Origin of the sequence: Corynebacterium hansenii (assembly GCF_030408795.1) — a bacterium.
Lineage (GTDB): Bacteria > Actinomycetota > Actinomycetes > Mycobacteriales > Mycobacteriaceae > Corynebacterium > Corynebacterium hansenii.
In genome coordinates this window covers 1,493,596-1,509,435 of sequence record NZ_CP047211.1, presented here as the reverse complement: position 1 = coordinate 1,509,435, position 15,840 = coordinate 1,493,596, and the positions used below count along the sequence as shown (strand labels likewise).

Genomic DNA, 15,840 nt, shown 5'->3' with positions numbered 1-15,840 from the left:
CGTTCACTCCTCGCCCAGGGTTCGCAGCAGCGCGGCGGTGTGCAGCGCCGCGATGGCGGCCTCCCGCCCCTTGTCCTCGACCGATCCCGGCGCACCGGAGCGGGCGACGGCCTGCTCGTGGGTGTCGCACGTGAGCACGCCATTGCCCACCGGGGTCCGCTGATCGAGCGCGATGCGGGTCAGCCCCTCGGTCACCGAATCGCAGACGTAGTCGAAGTGGGGGGTGCCGCCGCGGATGACGCAGCCCAGCGCGACGACGGCATCGTGGTCGTCGGCGAGGGCCTGGACCACCACCGGCAGCTCGAGGGCGCCGACGACGGTGTAATCGCGGACCATCGCGCCCGCCTCTTCGGCGGCCGCGATGGCGTTGGCGCGGAGTTGGCCGGTGATGTCGGCGTTCCAGTGCGCGGTGACGATTGCGACGCTCATCCCCTCCGCATCGGGCATCTCGATGTCGGGCAGTCCCGCTCCGCTCACTTCTTCTCCTCCTGATCGCCTTCGCCACCAATGTAGTCCGACAGCCACGGAAGGTCATGCCCCATCCGCTGCTGCTTGGTGGTCAGGTAACGGACGTTGTCGGCGTTGACTTCCACGGGCACCGGGACGCGCCGGCTCATCTCCAGACCGTAGCCGCCCAGGCCCGCCCTCTTGGTCGGGTTGTTGGTGAGCAGGGCCATCGACCGCACGCCGAGGTCCCGGAGGATCTGCGCGCCGGTGCCGTACTCGCGGGCGTCGGCGGGCAGGCCCAGCTGCAGGTTGGCGTCGACGGTGTCCACGCCCTCGTCCTGCAGGTGGTAGGCCTCCAGCTTGTGCATGAGGCCGATGCCCCGGCCCTCGTGACCGCGCATGTACAGCACGACGCCGCGCCCGGCGGCCTGCACGATCTCCATGGACCGGTGCAGCTGCTGGCCGCAGTCGCACCGGCGCGAGCCGAAGACGTCGCCGGTCAGGCACTCGGAGTGCACGCGCACCAGGACGTCGGAGCCGCCGTCGGAGGCGGGGTCGCCGACCACGAGCGCGACGTGCTCGACGCCGTCGACGAGGGAGCGGTAGCCCACGGCCCGGAACTCGCCGAAGTCGGTGGGCATGCGGGTTTCGACGACGCGCTCGACCAGGTGCTCGTGGCGGCGCCGGTACTCGATGAGCTGCTCGATGGAGATCAGGGCCAGGCCGTGCTCGTCGCAGAAGCGCCGCAGTTCCGGGGTGCGGGCCATGCCGGTCGGGTCCTCCTCGGACACGACCTCGCACAGCACGCCGGCGGGGCGCAGTCCGGCGAGCCGGGCCAGGTCCACCGCGGCTTCGGTGTGGCCGGCCCGGGTGAGCACGCCGCCCTGCACCGCGCGCAGCGGCACCACGTGGCCGGGGCGGGTGAATTCGGAGGCGGTCGAGTTGGCCGCCGCGAGCCGCTGGATCGTGTACGCGCGGTCCGCGGCGGAGATGCCGGTCGAGCCGGTGGCCGCGTCGACGGTCACCGTGTACGCGGTGCCGCGGACGTCTTCGTTGCGGGCTACCATGGGCGGCAGGCCCAACCGGTCGCAGTCCGCGCCGGTCAGCGGCGCGCAGATGTATCCGGAGGAGTACCGCACCATGAAGGCCACCAGCTCCGGCGTCGCCAGTTCGGCGGCGAAGATGATGTCGCCCTCGTTCTCGCGGTCCTCGTCGTCGACGACCACCACGGCCTTGCCGGCGGCGATGTCGGCGATGGCCCGTTCCACGCTGTCGAGTTCAATCACGGACATGAGCCTATCGGGGCAGCAATTTCTCGATGTACTTGGCCACCACGTCGACTTCCAGATTGACGGTGGCGCCCACCTCGAGCGTGCCCAGCACGGTGTCCGCCAGCGTCGTCGGGATGAGGCTGACCTCGAACCAATGATCGCCCGCCTCGCCTCCCACGGCGGAGACCGTCAGCGAAGTGCCGTCCACGGCGATGGAGCCCTTCTCCACCACGTAGCGGTCGAGGTCGTCGGGAAGCGAAATGCGCACGACCTCCCAGTGCTCGCCGGGCGTGCGCGAGACGATGGACCCCGTGCCGTCGACGTGGCCCTGGACGATGTGCCCGCCCAGCCGCGCGCCCGCGGCGACCGCGCGCTCGAGGTTGACCGGCGATCCGGTGCCCAGCCCGCCGAGGCCGGTGCGGTCCAGCGATTCCTGCATGACGTCGGCGGTGAAACCTTCGTCGTCGAACTCGGCGACGGTCAAGCACACGCCATTGACGGCGATGGAGTCGCCGAGTTTCGCCCCCTCTACCGCCGTCTCGCACCCGATGGTGAGGCGAATGGCATCGCCCTGATCCTCGATGCCGGCCACGCGGCCGACTTCCTCGACGATTCCGGTGAACACGTGTGGTGGTTCCTCTCTATGCTCTGCGCACGGATTTGATGAGCACGTCGTCGCCGAGCAACTCGACGCCGACGGTGCGGAAACGGACGATGTCGTCGACGGTCGTGGCCGACCCCGTGTCGACGACGGCGGTGCCGGCGCCCAGCAGACCGGGCGCGACGTAGGACTCGACGGCGTCGACGAGGCCGGCCTCCAGGAACGCCCCCGCCAACCGGGGGCCGCCCTCGACGAGGACGTCGATGAGCCCTAGATCCGCGAGGACGTCGACGACGACGGACATGTCGCGGGTCTGGATGTGGCGGAACATGTCCGCCGACGCGATCGCCGGATCGACGCGCTCGCCCGGCAGGAACCCGCCGCGGATGGCGGCGTCCTCGGGGATCTCCTTGCGGCCGATGGCCACGCGCAGCGGCTGATTCGGGTACGGGGCTCCGCCGGGATCCCGGGCCGTCAACCGGGGGTCGTCGGCGAGCACCGTCCCCGTGCCGACGATGACCGCGTCGCGGCGGGAACGGTCGACGTGGACGCGGGCGCGGGCCGCGTCGCCGGTGATCCATTGCGACGAACCGTCCGTCGCGGCGGCCAGTCCGTCGATGGTGCCGGCGGTCTTGAGCGTGATGTGCGGGCGGCGGGTGGCCTGCCAGTGCAGCCAGGGCCGCAGGACCCCGTCGGCGACCTCGGCGCGCAAGGTGCCCCCGATGACCTCCACTCCCCGCGCATCGAGCCAGTCCGCGCCGCCCGCGGCGACGGGATTGGGGTCCTCGACGGCGTAGACGACCTTCGCCACCCCCGCCGCGAGCAGTTCGCCGGTGCACGGGCCGGTGCGGCCGTGGTGATGGCAGGGCTCGAGCGTGACCACCGCCGTGCCTCCCCGGGCCCGGTCGCCGGCCATCTCCACGGCCTGCGCCTCGGCATGGGGTCCGCCCACGGGGTCGGTGCCCGCCACCGCCGCCGGCATCCCGGAAGCGTCGAGGATGACGCAGCCGACCGGCGGATTGGGCGAGGTGGTGCCGCGCACCCGCTCCGCGGCGGCGATCGCCGTGCGCATCGCCTGGTCCGGCGACAGCGCCGTGGCGGCGACGAGGTCGGTGAAGAGGGGCATGTCAGCCTCGGCTTTCCTCGTCGCGCAGCTGGCCCTCGACGGCCAGCGCGCGAAGTTCGTTGACGGCGTCGTTGGGCACCTCGGCGCCGTAGACCGCCGACCCGGCCACGAAGGCGTCGCAGCCGGCTTCCGCGGCGTCGGCGATGGTGGAACCGCCGATGCCCCCGTCGATTTCGATGATGGTGCCCAGCCCCCGCAGGTCGATCTGGTTGCGCAGGATGCGGACCTTCTCCAGCTGGTCGGGCATGAAGGACTGCCCGCCGAACCCCGGTTCGACGCTCATGACCAGCACCAGGTCGAACTCGTGCAGGTGCTCCAGCCACGGTTCGATCGGCGTGCCGGGGCGCAGCGAGATGCCCGCGCGAACCCCGGCTTCGCGAAGCTTGCGCGCCAGGGCGATCGGATCCTCCGTCGCCTCGACGTGGAAGGTGACGCCCGCGGCGCCGGCCTCGACGTAGCCGTCGACCCACTTTTCCGGCTCCTCGATCATGAGGTGCACGTCCAGCGGTTTGTCGGTCACCTTCGCCACCGCGGCCATGACGGGCACGCCGAAGGAGAGGTTGGGCACGAAGTGGCCGTCCATGACGTCGATGTGGATCCAATCCGCATCGGACACCGCCTCGATTTCCCGGTCGAGCCTGGCGAAATCGGCGGACAAGATGGAGGGGGCGATGATCGGGGTGCTCATGCCCCGAGCCTACCGCGCCGTCCCCGGGGCCCGGACCCATCCGGTCAAGCCGGACCAGATCAATGCCTGTTTCCGGCCCCTCAGGCCGTGTCGCCGGACCGGAGGGCGTCGACGAGCCCCCGGAAACTGGCGGAGACCGGGGTGAGTTCCTCGGTTTCGTGATCCCAGAAGGAGACCTCGCCGCTTGCGGAGTCGATCAGGTAGAGGTCGCCGCCCGGGCTGCTGGCCACGGGCAAAGTGCCCTCCGGGATTCCGTCGGCGAACAGCTCGAGGTGGCCGGCGAGGCCCCAGGTGTCGCGTGCGTCTCCGGCCAGGGGCACGAACTCCCGGATGACGAAGCTGCGATCACCGACCCGGAAGGTGGAATGCTCCGGGACTCCGCCATTCCAGGTGCGCAGGAATTCGGCGTAATCGGCCGGTAGGGCGAGGCCGGTCGAAGCCTCGAAAGCGGCGATCTCGGCTGCGGTGGCCGGAGTGACGGCGGACCGGCGGCGGAGCTCCTTGACCTGGTGCTTGTTGTAGCGCAGGCCGTACTGGCGGGCCTGGGCGAGAGCGGCATCGGCGTCGAAACGGCGGAACATGGGGACCTTTGCGGGTTATGTGGCGGATGGTCGCAGACCAGCGTTCATCGCCGGCGGCGTTGGGCGCGTCGGACGATGGGCTCAAGATACCCTCCGGCCATCATTCCGCGGGCTTGCGCGGCACGGCGAAGAACATCGCATCCGACGTCCCGGGGCTAACACGGGTACCCTGCGGCCATGGACCGCAAGATACTCGCCTTCATCGCACTGGCCCTGACCATGCTTTACGGTGTCGGTTTCGCCGTAATCGACGGCACGGGCACCTACGCAGTCGTCGGCGGCATCATCGTCGCCCTGGCCTGGGTCGCCGTCGGCGTCTTCGGCCGCGGCGACGACGGACGCCCCTGACCGACTCCCGGGAATCGGCGCAGACGAGCGCCGGCTCCGCCCCGCCCGCGACGGGCGGGCCTCAGACGTGCCCGGGTTTGCTCGGCCGTTCGCGTGTCCGATCAGCCGTGCGCGGGTTTGCGCAGCACGGCGAAGAACATCGCGTCGGTGCCGTGGCGGTGCGGCCACATCTGCACCGACGGCCCGTCGCCGACGTCGCCCATCGGTTCCACGAGCGGCCGGGCGTCCAGCTCCTCCAGCCCCAGCTGACGCACGGCCCGGTCGACCGCCCCGCGCGTTTCGCGCAGATGCGGCGAGCACGTCGAGTAGACGATGACGCCGCCGGGCCGCACGAGCTTCGCGGCCGATTCCAGCAGCTCGCCCTGGAGCTTGGTCAAAGCGGGCAGATCGTCGGTTGATTTCCGCCAGCGCGCCTCGGGGCGGCGCCGCAGCGAGCCCAGGCCGGAGCACGGCGCGTCGACGAGGATGCGGTCGTAGCCGCCCTCGAGCCCGGGATCCCGACCGTCCGCCACGTGCACTCGCACGGGCAGTCCCCGCACCGAGTTCTCCACGAGTCCGGCGCGCTTCTTCGCCGGCTCCACCGCGTCGACGGTCGCCCCGTCGATCTTGGCGATGCCCCCGAGGAACGCAGCCTTGCCGCCGGGGCCCGCGCACAGGTCCAGCCAGCGGCCCCCGTCTTCCCCGTCGAGCGGCGCGAGGGTGACCGCGCGGGCGATGAGCTGCGAGCCCTCGTCCTGCACGGCCGCCAGGTGCTCCCGCACGGGGCCGAGATCGCCGGGATCGCCGGATTCGATGCGGACGCAGTACGGGGACCAGGGCCCCTCCTCGCCGCCGGTGATCAGGGCGAGTTCCTCCGCGGACATCTCGCCGGGCTTCGCGACGAGATGGACGATCGGACGGGCGTCGTCAGCCGCGAGCGCTTCGGCGAGTTCGCCGGCGCGGGGGCCCAGGGCCTGCGCGAAGGCATCGGCGATCCAGCGGGGGTGGCCGTGCTTGAGCGCGAGATGCCCGACGGGATCGCGCCCGGCGTCCGGGGCGACTTCCGCGACCCACGCCGCTTCGTCCTTGCCGGACACGGTGCGCAGGATCGCGTTGACGAAGCCCTTCGCCCCCACCTTCCCCGCGCCGATGGCGGCGCGCACGGAGGTGTCCACGGCGGCGTGGGCGCCGACGCGGGTGCGCAGGAGCTGGTAGGCGCCGAGCCGCAGGACGTCGAGCACTTCGGGGTCGATCCTGTCCAGCGGGCGGGTGGACGCCTTCGCGAGCACCGCGTCGAGCAGCCCTTCGGCGCGCAGCGTGCCGTAGGTGAGCTCGGTGGCGAAGGCGGCGTCGCGGCCGGTGAGGTTCCGGGCGCGCAGTTCCTTCGGCAGCATCAGGTTCGCGTAGGCGCCGTCGGCGCGCACGGCGCCGAGGACGTCGAGCGCGACCTGGCGGGGCGCGTCGACCGCGCTGGCTTTTCGACGGCCCTGGTTGCCCTGGTTCCCCCTGCCGCCCTGGCCCCCATGGCCGCCGTGACCGCCCTGTCCCCGCTTCTGCCCGGAAGCGTTGCGGCGGCGGGTGTTCCTGGACCGGGCGGGCGGATTGCCCCCATCCCGGTTGCCGGCGCCCCGAGTATCGCCGCCCCGGTTTCCTTGTCCCCGGTTGCCGCGGGCCTCCCGGGCCTCTCGGCCGCCGCGGCCCTCGCGTCCGCCGTCGTTCGAGCGCTGCTCGGCCATTTAGACCATCGTCCCCTCGTCCGGCCGGGCGCCGCGCGCCCAGTCCACTGCGTCCATCATGCGCTTGCCCGGGGGCTGCACCCGGCCGAGCTCCACGGCGGTGCCCCCGCCGGCGCCGACGAGCACGCGCTTCTTCTCCACGCGGATGCGCCCCTCGCCCAGTTCGCCGTCGATCTCGGCCGGCGTCACGGGCCCGACCTTGATGCGGTCGTCGCCGAGCATCGTCCACGCCCCGGGCGCGGGGGTGTGGGCGCGGATGCGGCGGTCGATGAGGTGGCCCGGCATCGACCAGTCGATCCTGGCATCGGCGGAGGTGATCTTCGGCGCGTGGCTCACGCCGTCGGCCGACTGCGGCTCGGGGCGCAGTCGCCCGGCCTCCAGGCCGTCCATGGTCGCCGCCAGCAATTCGGCGCCCGAATGCGCCAGCCGGGTGAGCAGGTCGTCGGCGGTGTCCGCGGGCTTGATCGCCTCGGTGACGGTGCCGAACACCGGGCCGGTGTCCAGGCCCTCTTCGATGCGGAACGTCGACGCGCCCGTGATCTCGTCCCCGGCGGCGATGGCCGCCTGCACCGGCGCCGCGCCGCGCCACGCGGGCAGCACCGAGAAGTGCAGGTTCACCCAGCCGTGCACCGGCAGATCCAGCAGATCCTTCGGCACGAGGTTGCCGTACGCCACGACCGGTATGCAGTCGGGGGCCAGTTCGGCCAAACGGGCCCGGGCGCCGTCGTCGGCAAGCGTTTCCGGTTCGATGACCTCGATGCCGTGCTCGACCGCCACGGCCTTCACGGGCGAGGGCTTGCGCGACCGCCCGCGGCCGACGCGCGCGTCGGGGCGGGTGAGCACCGCGACGACCTCGTGGCCGGGGTGCTCGATCAGCTTCCGCAGCGCGGGGACGGCGGGTTCCGGGGTGCCGGCGAAGATCAGGCGCATGCTCTCCCCTACTTCCCGGCCAGGAACCAGTCGGTGGACCGCAGCTCGCGCATCGCGGCCTTGCGGGTCTCGGGGTCCAGGCGCTTGAGGAAGAGCACGCCGTCGAGGTGGTCGGTCTCGTGCTGGATGCACCGCGCGAGCAGGCCCTCGGCCTCGAGGGTCACCGGGGTGCCCGTGCGGTCCTGGCCGGTGGCGCGCACGCGCAGGTAACGCTCCGTGTCGGCGTTGATGCCGGGGATGGACAGGCAGCCCTCCTCGTCGACCTCGGTCTCCTCGCCGACCGGCTCCCACACGGGGTTGACCAGCTCGCCGCGGCGGCCGTCGCAGTCGTAGACGAACACGCGCTGCAGGACGCCGACCTGGTTCGCGGCCAGGCCCACGCCGCCGGCGGAGTCCATGGTCTCGAGCATGTCGTCGGCGAGGTGGGCCAGCTTCGCGTCGAAGGCCGTGACCTCGTCGGCGCGGGACACCAGGACGGGGTCCCCGAACAGGCGGATCTCTCGGACGGACATGCTTCGCATCAGCTCCTGAGTTTTATGGGGATGGGGTGTGACGGGGGAAGACCGGGGTCGTGCAGACGGTCATGAGGGCCCGGGCCGGTGCCCCGGAATCGAAGCCCGATGCTACCCCACCGGCCCGGATGCCCAGGAGCCGCGCCCGCGGCGCAGTCGACGGAGTCGGCGGAGTCGCTCCTGTGCCGGCGACCGAGGCGACGTCATCGAGCCGGCGCCGTCAGCCGAAGCGGGCCGGATCCACGATCACCCGCACCGGCGCGGGGTCCCGCCTGGTCGCGCGCACGCCCCGGGCCGCGCGCAGGGCCCGGCCCAGTTCGCGGGCCCGGGTCCGTTCCACCCGCACCAGCAGCCGCCGGATCGGCGTGCCCGGCTCGATCCCGGCCGGCGGCCTGCCACCGGGCGGCAGGTCGACCGGGCCGAGGATCTCCGCGCCCTCGGGGGCCTCGAAATCGGCGATGAACCTTTCGACGCCCTCCGCCGTGCCGTCGATGGCGGCCATCCGCGTCGCGGGCGGCAGTCCCGCCGCGCCGCGGTCGGCGAGTTCCCGCGCCGCCGCCCCGGTGATGTCCCAGCGCAGCAGATCGCCGACCACCGGCACCGCGGCGTCGGCGTCGATGACCACGTGCCCGCCGTCGGCCTCCGGCCGCACCAGGTGCACGGCGCGGGCCCACGTGGCCAGCGCCTCCTCCTGTGCCCGGAGGTCCTGGCGATTCATGGTCGCCCACGTGTCCAGGATCAGCGCCGCACCGTAGCCCCCGGGCGGCCGCGGTTCCGCGCCCGGGGTGGCCACCACGATCCTCGGCCCCGGCGCCACCTCGTCGAGGATCCGCTCGCCGGACGACGAGATCACGGGATGCGGCCGGAACGTCCGCCCCAGCTCCTCGGCGGTGCGCTCCGACCCGACTATCACCGGCCGCATCCGCGTCCCGCCGCATTCGTGGCAGCGGTGGCGCACGTCGACGCGCCCGCACCAGCGGCAGGTCGGCGGCGCGGCCTCGCCGGCGCCCTCGCCGCCGTGTCCGGGATGCGCATGGTGTCCCGAGGGCCCCGCTGCGCCGCTTTGCGACGGCCCGTGCGGGATCTCCAGCGGCCCGTTGCAATGGCGGCACCGGGCCGGGGCGCCGCACCGCGCGCACGACAGCGTGGGCACGTAGCCCTTGCGCGGCACCTGCACCAGCACGGGCATGCCGGCGCGCAGCGACGTGGCGGCGACGCGGTACGCGGCGGCGGGAAGCCGGCCGCGCGAGACGTCCTCAGGGTCGGCCTCCGTGTCGGTGGACGGGATGATGGCCGGCATCCGCGCCGCCAGCGTCTCCGGGGTGGGCACCAGACCATGGGCCCAACCGGATTCGACCAGCAGCTCCACCTCCGCCGTCCTGGTCGCCGACGCGAGGATCAGCGCGCACTTCTCCTGGGCGGAGCGGGTGACCAGCACGTCGCGGGCGTGGATGTACGGGGCGCGGGGGTCGACCAGGTTGTCGTCGCCGTCGTCGAGGATCACCGCCAACCGCAGATTCCGCACCGGCGCGTACGCCGCCGAGCGCGTGCCCACGACCAGCCGCCCCGAGCCGTGGAGGATGTCCAGGTAGCGGCGGTAGCGCGATTCGGGGCCCAGCCCGGCGGCGAGCACCGTGATCTGCCGCGGGCTGATCAGCTCCCGCAGCGCCGCCTCCAGGGCATCGACCGCCCGCTGATCGGGGACGACGATGAGCACCCCGCCGCCGTCGCGGGCGACGGTGACCGCCAATTCGGCCAACCGCGCCGGCACGTCCTCCCCCGGCGCCGGATGCCAGGCCGCCCGCGCCGCCGCACCGGAGCGCACGGCGGACACGAACGAGCCCCCGAAAGCGTAGGCGTCCCATGCGGAGACGTCGGCGTCGTCAAGCTCCAGCCGGCCCAGCTCCTCCCAGGACGCGCCCGGGCCCTCGCCCCGCGCCTTCTCGGCGCGCGCGTGCCGCGACGGCACCGCGGAGCGGATGATGTCCGAGCGCACGCCCGCGTACAGCTCCGCCAGCGAGTCGACCAGCGCGGCCAACTGCGGCGGGTACACGACCTCCGGCGACACGACGTCCTTGATCGGCGTCAGCGCACCGTCGTGCTCGGCCGCCGCCGCGCGCTCCAGGATGATGCCGTTGACCAGCTTCCCCGAAAAGCGCACCCGCACCCGCGTGCCCGGGCGCGCCGACTCCGACAAGGATTCCGGCACCGAATAATCGAAGGGCCGGTCCAGCTGAGGCAGCCCCAGCAACGGAAGAACCCGGGCCACCGGCCTGTCGGCCATGGTGTCCCGGGTCGTCGTCATGGCACCCCATCTTAGAGACGGGGCGCCGCACGCGCGCTACAGGCCCGCCGCCGCGCGCAGGTCCGCGACGCGGTTGACGCGCTCCCACGGCAGATCCACGTCCGTGCGGCCGAAGTGGCCGTACGCCGAGGTCTGCGCGTAGATCGGGCGCTTCAGGTCCAGCTCGCGGATGATCGCGGCCGGGCGCAGGTCGAACACCTTGCGGATGGCGTCCTCGATGACCTTGCGGTCGACGGCGCCGGTGCCGAAGGTCTCCACGTACAGGCCAACGGGGTTGGCGCGGCCGATGGCGTAGGCCACCTGCACCTCGACGCGCTCCGCCAGCCCGGCGGCGACGACGTTCTTGGCCACCCAGCGCATGGCGTAGGCCGCGGAACGGTCCACCTTCGACGGGTCCTTGCCCGAGAACGCGCCGCCGCCGTGGCGGGCCATGCCGCCGTAGGTGTCCACGATGATCTTGCGGCCGGTCAGGCCGGCGTCGCCCATCGGGCCGCCGACCACGAACGAACCGGACGGGTTGATCAGCAGCGTCAGGGCGGACACGTCGAGGTCCGGCAGGCCCTCGGCGGCGAGCACCGGATCGAGGACCTCGCGGCGCAGGTCCTCCTCCAGCTGGGCGTGCGTGACGCCGGGGTTGTGCTGGGTGGAGATGACCACGGTGTCCAACGCGACCGGGACGTCGTTCTCGTCGTAGCCGACGGTGACCTGGGTCTTGCCGTCCGGCCGCAGGTAGTCCAGGGTGCCGTTCTTGCGCACCTCCGTCAGGCGGCGCGCCAGGCGGTGGGCCAGCGCGATCGGCAGCGGCATGAGCTCCGGAGTCTCGCGCACGGCGTAGCCGAACATCAGGCCCTGGTCGCCGGCGCCGGCGCGGTCGTCGGCCTCGATGTCGCCGCCGGCGGCGCGGGACTCCAGCGATTCGGTGACGCCCTCGGCGATCTCCGGCGACTGCTCGCCGATGGAGACCGACACGCCGCAGGTGGTGCCGTCGAAGCCCTTCTCGGACGAGTCGAACCCGATGTCCATCAGCCGGCGGCGCACGATGCGCGGGATCTCGACGTAGCCGCGGGTCGACACCTCGCCGACGACGTGGACCAGGCCGGTGGTCACCACGGTTTCGACGGCCACGCGGCTGTCCGGGTCGACCTCCAGCATGGCGTCGAGGATCGCGTCCGAGATGGAGTCGCAGATCTTGTCCGGATGCCCCTCGGTGACGGATTCACTGGAGAACAGGCGCAGGTCGTGAGCCACGGAAAGCCTTCCTTACCGCGCGGGCGAATGCGCCGCGCCGGGGTTCGTTGTGCGGGTACCCGGAGAATCATAGACCAAGCGGTTCAGTTGGCGTGGCCGGGGTCCGGATGCGGGGGCGGGTGTCGAGCTTACGTTTCGCGCTTCCGCGTTGCGCCGTGCGCGTTGCGCCGTGCGCGTTGCGCCGTGCGCTCAGCGCTTTGCGACGGCCGGCGGTCAGCCTCGGGCGGCCGCGACCCGGCGGGCGACCGCGTCGAGGATGTTCGCCGCGACGGCGTGCTTGGATCCGCGGGGGACGTCGTCGATCGTGCCGTCGGCGTCGAGGATCCAGCCGACGTTGTCCTCCGCGCCGAAGGTGGCGCCGCCGGAGACGTCGTTGCACATGAGCAGGTCGCAGCCCTTGCGGGCGAGCTTCGTCTTCGCGTGCTCCAGCGGCGTCGCGGTGGCGTCGCCGGTTTCCGCGGCGAAGCCCACGATGACCGTGGCGGCGTCGAGCTCCCCGTCCGCGCGGCGGCGGACGGCATCGGCGAGGATGTCGGGGTTCTCCACCAGCTCGATGCGGGACAGGGCGTCGTCGGACGCGCCCTTCTTCAGCTTCGAGTCGGATTCGGTGCCCGGGCGGAAATCGGCGACGGCGGCGGCCATGATGACCACGTCCGCGCCCGGGGCCTCTTCCACGACCGCGTCATGGAGGTCGCGGGCCGAAGTGATCGACCGCAGGGTCACGCCCGGCGGGGTGCCCAACGCATCGACCGATCCGGCGATGAGCGTGACGTCGGCGCCGCGCTGGGCGGCGACGTCGGCGAGGGCGAAGCCCTGGCGGCCCGAGGAATGGTTGCCGATGAACCGGACCGGGTCGATCGCCTCGCGGGTCCCGCCGGCGGTGACGACGACCCGCTTGCCCTCCAGGTCCCGGGTGAACGCCCCGGGCTTCTCGGCCGCCAACAGGGCGAGCTTGGCGATCTGCTCGGGCTCCGGCAGCCGGCCGGGCCCCGTGTCGACGCCGGTGAGGCGGCCGTGCGCGGGGTCCAGGACGATGGCGCCGTGTCGGCGCAGGGTGGCGACGTTGTCGCGGGTGGCGGGGTGGTTCCACATCTCGGTGTGCATCGCCGGGGCGAAGACGACCGGGCACGTGGCCACCAGCAGCGTCGCGGTGAGCAGATCGTCGGCGCGGCCGTGCGCCGCGCGCGACATCAGGTCGGCGGTGGCGGGGGCGACGACGACCAGGTCGGCCTCCTGGCCGATACGGACGTGGCGCACCTCGTCCACGGCGTCGAACACGGTGGTCGACACCGGGTTGCCCGACAGCGCCTCGAAGGTTGCGGCCCCGACGAAGTTCAGCGCCGACGGCGTCGGCACCACGTGGACGGAATGCCCCCGCTCGGTGAAGGCGCGGACCAGGTGGCACGCCTTGTAGGCGGCGATCCCCCCGGACACTCCGACGACGACGTTCAAACGGCGGCCATCAACCCCCATGCAGATCGCCCGCCTAGCCCTCGGTGTGCTCGAGCATGCCGGCGTTGATCTCGCGCAGGGCGATCGACAGCGGCTTCTCGGCGACGCCCGGCGTCACCAGGGGGCCGACGTACTCGAGCATGCCCTCGTCGATCTGCTGGTAGTAGTCGTTGATCTGCCGCGCGCGCTTGGCGGCGAAGATGACCAGCGCGTACTTCGACGACGCGGTCTTCAGCAGCTCGTCGATCGGCGGGTTGGTGATGCCGACCGGCGGGTCGAAGACGGCTTCGGGTGCGGCGGTGATGTCCTGGGTCACTGTGACGATCTCCCTGTCCTGGTTGTGAAAGCCTGAATGTGAAAGTGTGCGCGCCCCGGGGTCCCGGCGAAGGTCCCCCGGCGCGTGAAAACCGGCGGCGGCGCGGGGATGGCGAAGCATCCCGGCCCCAACCGCCGGAAAATCATTTGCCGAGCAGCGCCGCGGTGATCTCCGCGACGGCTTCGTCGACGTCCTCGTTGACGACCGTCCGGTCGAACTCGTCCATCGCGTCCATCTCGGTGCGGGCCGTCTCCAGCCTGCGCTTGATGTGCTCCTCGGTTTCCGTGCCGCGGCCGGTGAGCCGCTCCACGAGAATGTCCCAGCTCGGCGGGGCGAGGAAGACCAGGTGCGCGTCGGGGGAAGATTCCCGGATCGCGCGGGCGCCGGCGAGGTCGACCTCGGCCAGCACGGGGCGCCCTGCGGCGAGGGCTTCTTCCACCGGGCGGCGGGGCGTGCCCGAGCGTTGGAGGCCGCCATGGATGTCGGCCCACTCGAGCATTTCCCCGGCGTCGATGCGACGGTCGAACTCCTCGCGGTCGACGAAGAAGTAGTCCTTCCCGTCGACCTCTCCCGGGCGCGGGGCCCTGGTGGTCATGGAGACGCTGAAGTAAAGGTCCGGCACCTCGGCGCGGAGCCTGCCGACGACGGTCGATTTGCCGACGCCGGCGGGGCCGGAAAGGACCACCAGTCGAGAAGCGGAGTCCCCGGGCATCGCGATTACTCGGCGGAGAAGCCGAAGCGCTCCAGCAGGGCGCGACGCTGGCGGTCGCCGAGGCCGCGCAGGCGGCGGGTCTGGGCGATCTCCAGGTCGGTCATGATCTCCTGGGCCTTGACCTTGCCGACCTTCGGCAGGGCCTCGAGAAGAGCGGAGACCTTCATCTTGCCGATGATCTCGTCCTCGTCGGCCTGCTTCAGGACCTCGGGCAGGTCGGTAGCGCCACGCTTGAGCTTGTCCTTCAGCTCGGCTCGGACCTTGCGGGCCTGGGCGGCCTTCTCAAGGGCGGCTGCACGCTGCTCAGGGGTCAACTGCGGAAGGGCCACGGGTTCCTCCGTTAAAAACTAGACATTTTGGGGATGGTCCGGTCATTCGGACCGGAGGTGACCGTACCTCACCAACACGATTTCGTGTCAATGCGCCGCGCGTGTCCCCCGAGGGAGACATCACACGGCCCTTCGCCCGAGTCACGCGATTGCTTTGCGACGATGCCCCGGAAACGTCCGCCGGTGAACCGATGGTGCGTCCGGGACCCGTGCAGGCCGCCGACCTGGGCGATGGGCCGATCAACTTCGGCCAGCATAGCACCGGATCGCCGAGTGCAAGAACCGCCGCCCCAATCCGAGCCACCAACTAACAGCAGGTGGCCGGGCTGGAACGGCGGTAGCCTTGCTCCGGAAACGGACCGTGCGGCGGCCCTCGCGGCCTACGCGGGGTACTCCCCCGCCGCCTCCTCGACCGCCCGCGCGAGCGCGCCCGCGTCGGGCCCGTGGCGCAGGATCCCGCGCGAAATGTTCGGCAGGGCGAGCCTCGAGCAGTCGCCGGCGAGCCTGTCGACGTCGGCCGGGCCGGCGCCCTGGGCGCCCACGCCGGGCATGAGGATCGGCCCGTTCAGCTCGTCCAGCCGGGGCGCCCGCTCGAGCGTGGCGCCCACGACGACGCCCACCGGACCGGCGGGCTCACCTGCGGCGACGTGCGGCGCGTTGCGCTGCGCCGCACGGTCGACGATGTCCTGGGCGAGCTCCACGGTGCGGCCCTCGCGCTCGAGCACGGCGCCCTGCACCGAACGGCCCTCCGGGTTGGACGTCGCGGCGAGCACGAACACGCCGCGGCCCGTGGCCTCCGCCAGCGACAGCGCCGGCTCCAGGGACCCGAAGCCCAGGTACGGGGACACCGTCACGGCGTCGACCGCGAGCGGGGAGCCGTCGGACAGCCACGCGTCCGCATAGGCGGCCATCGTGGACCCGATGTCGCCCCGTTTGGCGTCGGCCAGGGTCAGCGCCCCGCCGTCGGAAAGCTCCGCCAGCGCGCGCTCGAGGATCGCGAAACCCTTCGAGCCGAACGCCTCGTAGAAGGCCACCTGGGGCTTGACCAGCGCCACCGTGCCGGCGAAGGCCTCCACGCAAATGCGGGTGAAGGTCTCCACGCCGTCGGCGTCGACGCTCAGGCCCCAGTCGCGCAGCAGCGACGGGTGCGGGTCGATGCCCGCGCACAGGCGCCCCCGTTCCCGCGTGGCGGCGACCAGGCGCGAGCCGAAGCCCGCGCGGCCGCCGTCCCGCGGCGGGGTCGCCACGACGTTGTCCGC

Annotated in this window: 17 protein-coding genes; 1 reads left to right on the top strand and 16 read right to left on the bottom strand. The window is 72.3% G+C overall.

Features of this window, described 5'->3' with window-relative positions; all coding sequences use genetic code 11:
• Positions 1 to 3: 3 nt before the first annotated feature.
• From ribH to CHAN_RS06680, 6 genes are all read right to left on the bottom strand, one after another.
• Complete coding sequence (ribH, locus tag CHAN_RS06705) at positions 4 to 477, bottom strand: 6,7-dimethyl-8-ribityllumazine synthase (RefSeq protein WP_048743695.1); 474 nt, start codon at positions 475 to 477, stop codon at positions 4 to 6.
• Positions 474 to 1,739 (bottom strand): bifunctional 3,4-dihydroxy-2-butanone-4-phosphate synthase/GTP cyclohydrolase II, encoded by a 1,266-nt coding sequence (locus CHAN_RS06700; RefSeq protein WP_290293120.1) that lies wholly within the window; start codon positions 1,737 to 1,739, stop codon positions 474 to 476. The genes ribH and CHAN_RS06700 overlap by 4 nt, the downstream gene beginning before the upstream one ends.
• A gap of 4 nt (positions 1,740 to 1,743) precedes the next feature.
• Positions 1,744 to 2,343, bottom strand: a complete 600-nt coding sequence (locus tag CHAN_RS06695; protein WP_290293119.1) for a riboflavin synthase — start codon at positions 2,341 to 2,343, stop codon at positions 1,744 to 1,746.
• Between the two features lie 16 nt (positions 2,344 to 2,359).
• Entirely contained in the window at positions 2,360 to 3,445 is a 1,086-nt protein-coding gene (ribD, locus tag CHAN_RS06690) for a bifunctional diaminohydroxyphosphoribosylaminopyrimidine deaminase/5-amino-6-(5-phosphoribosylamino)uracil reductase RibD (RefSeq protein WP_048743702.1), read from the bottom strand.
• Between the two features lies 1 nt (position 3,446).
• Entirely contained in the window at positions 3,447 to 4,133 is a 687-nt protein-coding gene (gene rpe / locus CHAN_RS06685) for a ribulose-phosphate 3-epimerase (protein WP_048743704.1), read from the bottom strand.
• A gap of 80 nt (positions 4,134 to 4,213) precedes the next feature.
• The gene (locus tag CHAN_RS06680; protein WP_290293117.1) at positions 4,214 to 4,714 is read right to left on the bottom strand and encodes an SMI1/KNR4 family protein; all 501 of its coding nucleotides are present in this window, start codon (positions 4,712 to 4,714) and stop codon (positions 4,214 to 4,216) included.
• Positions 4,715 to 4,891: 177 nt separating this feature from the next.
• On the opposite strand from CHAN_RS06680, the gene CHAN_RS06675 reads away from it, so the two are divergent.
• Complete coding sequence (locus CHAN_RS06675) at positions 4,892 to 5,062, top strand: hypothetical protein (RefSeq protein ID WP_193388852.1); 171 nt, start codon at positions 4,892 to 4,894, stop codon at positions 5,060 to 5,062.
• Positions 5,063 to 5,163: 101 nt separating this feature from the next.
• On the opposite strand, the gene CHAN_RS06670 is transcribed toward CHAN_RS06675, so the two are convergent.
• From CHAN_RS06670 to pyrF, 10 genes are all read right to left on the bottom strand, one after another.
• Positions 5,164 to 6,777, bottom strand: a complete 1,614-nt coding sequence (locus tag CHAN_RS06670; protein ID WP_290293116.1) for an RsmB/NOP family class I SAM-dependent RNA methyltransferase — start codon at positions 6,775 to 6,777, stop codon at positions 5,164 to 5,166.
• Complete coding sequence (gene fmt / locus CHAN_RS06665; RefSeq protein WP_290293115.1) at positions 6,778 to 7,707, bottom strand: methionyl-tRNA formyltransferase; 930 nt, start codon at positions 7,705 to 7,707, stop codon at positions 6,778 to 6,780.
• Positions 7,708 to 7,715: 8 nt separating this feature from the next.
• A complete protein-coding gene (gene def / locus CHAN_RS06660) occupies positions 7,716 to 8,219 on the bottom strand; it encodes a peptide deformylase (RefSeq protein WP_048743709.1) in 504 nt (167 codons plus the stop codon).
• Between the two features lie 220 nt (positions 8,220 to 8,439).
• Complete coding sequence (locus CHAN_RS06655; protein WP_290293112.1) at positions 8,440 to 10,524, bottom strand: primosomal protein N'; 2,085 nt, start codon at positions 10,522 to 10,524, stop codon at positions 8,440 to 8,442.
• A 36-nt stretch (positions 10,525 to 10,560) separates the two neighbouring features.
• On the bottom strand, positions 10,561 to 11,772 hold the full coding sequence (gene metK / locus CHAN_RS06650; protein ID WP_290293111.1) for a methionine adenosyltransferase: 1,212 nt from the start codon (positions 11,770 to 11,772) through the stop codon (positions 10,561 to 10,563).
• A gap of 213 nt (positions 11,773 to 11,985) precedes the next feature.
• Positions 11,986 to 13,245, bottom strand: a complete 1,260-nt coding sequence (gene coaBC, locus CHAN_RS06645) for a bifunctional phosphopantothenoylcysteine decarboxylase/phosphopantothenate--cysteine ligase CoaBC (protein WP_290293110.1) — start codon at positions 13,243 to 13,245, stop codon at positions 11,986 to 11,988.
• Between the two features lie 13 nt (positions 13,246 to 13,258).
• Positions 13,259 to 13,540, bottom strand: a complete 282-nt coding sequence (gene rpoZ / locus CHAN_RS06640; RefSeq protein WP_048743718.1) for a DNA-directed RNA polymerase subunit omega — start codon at positions 13,538 to 13,540, stop codon at positions 13,259 to 13,261.
• Positions 13,541 to 13,682: 142 nt separating this feature from the next.
• On the bottom strand, positions 13,683 to 14,252 hold the full coding sequence (gmk, locus tag CHAN_RS06635) for a guanylate kinase (RefSeq protein WP_048743719.1): 570 nt from the start codon (positions 14,250 to 14,252) through the stop codon (positions 13,683 to 13,685).
• A 5-nt stretch (positions 14,253 to 14,257) separates the two neighbouring features.
• Entirely contained in the window at positions 14,258 to 14,581 is a 324-nt protein-coding gene (gene mihF, locus CHAN_RS06630; RefSeq protein WP_046651387.1) for an integration host factor, actinobacterial type, read from the bottom strand.
• Positions 14,582 to 14,961: 380 nt separating this feature from the next.
• Positions 14,962 to 15,828, bottom strand: coding sequence for an orotidine-5'-phosphate decarboxylase (gene pyrF / locus CHAN_RS06625; protein ID WP_377748514.1), 867 nt, complete (start codon positions 15,826 to 15,828; stop codon positions 14,962 to 14,964).
• Positions 15,829 to 15,840 lie beyond the last annotated feature (12 nt).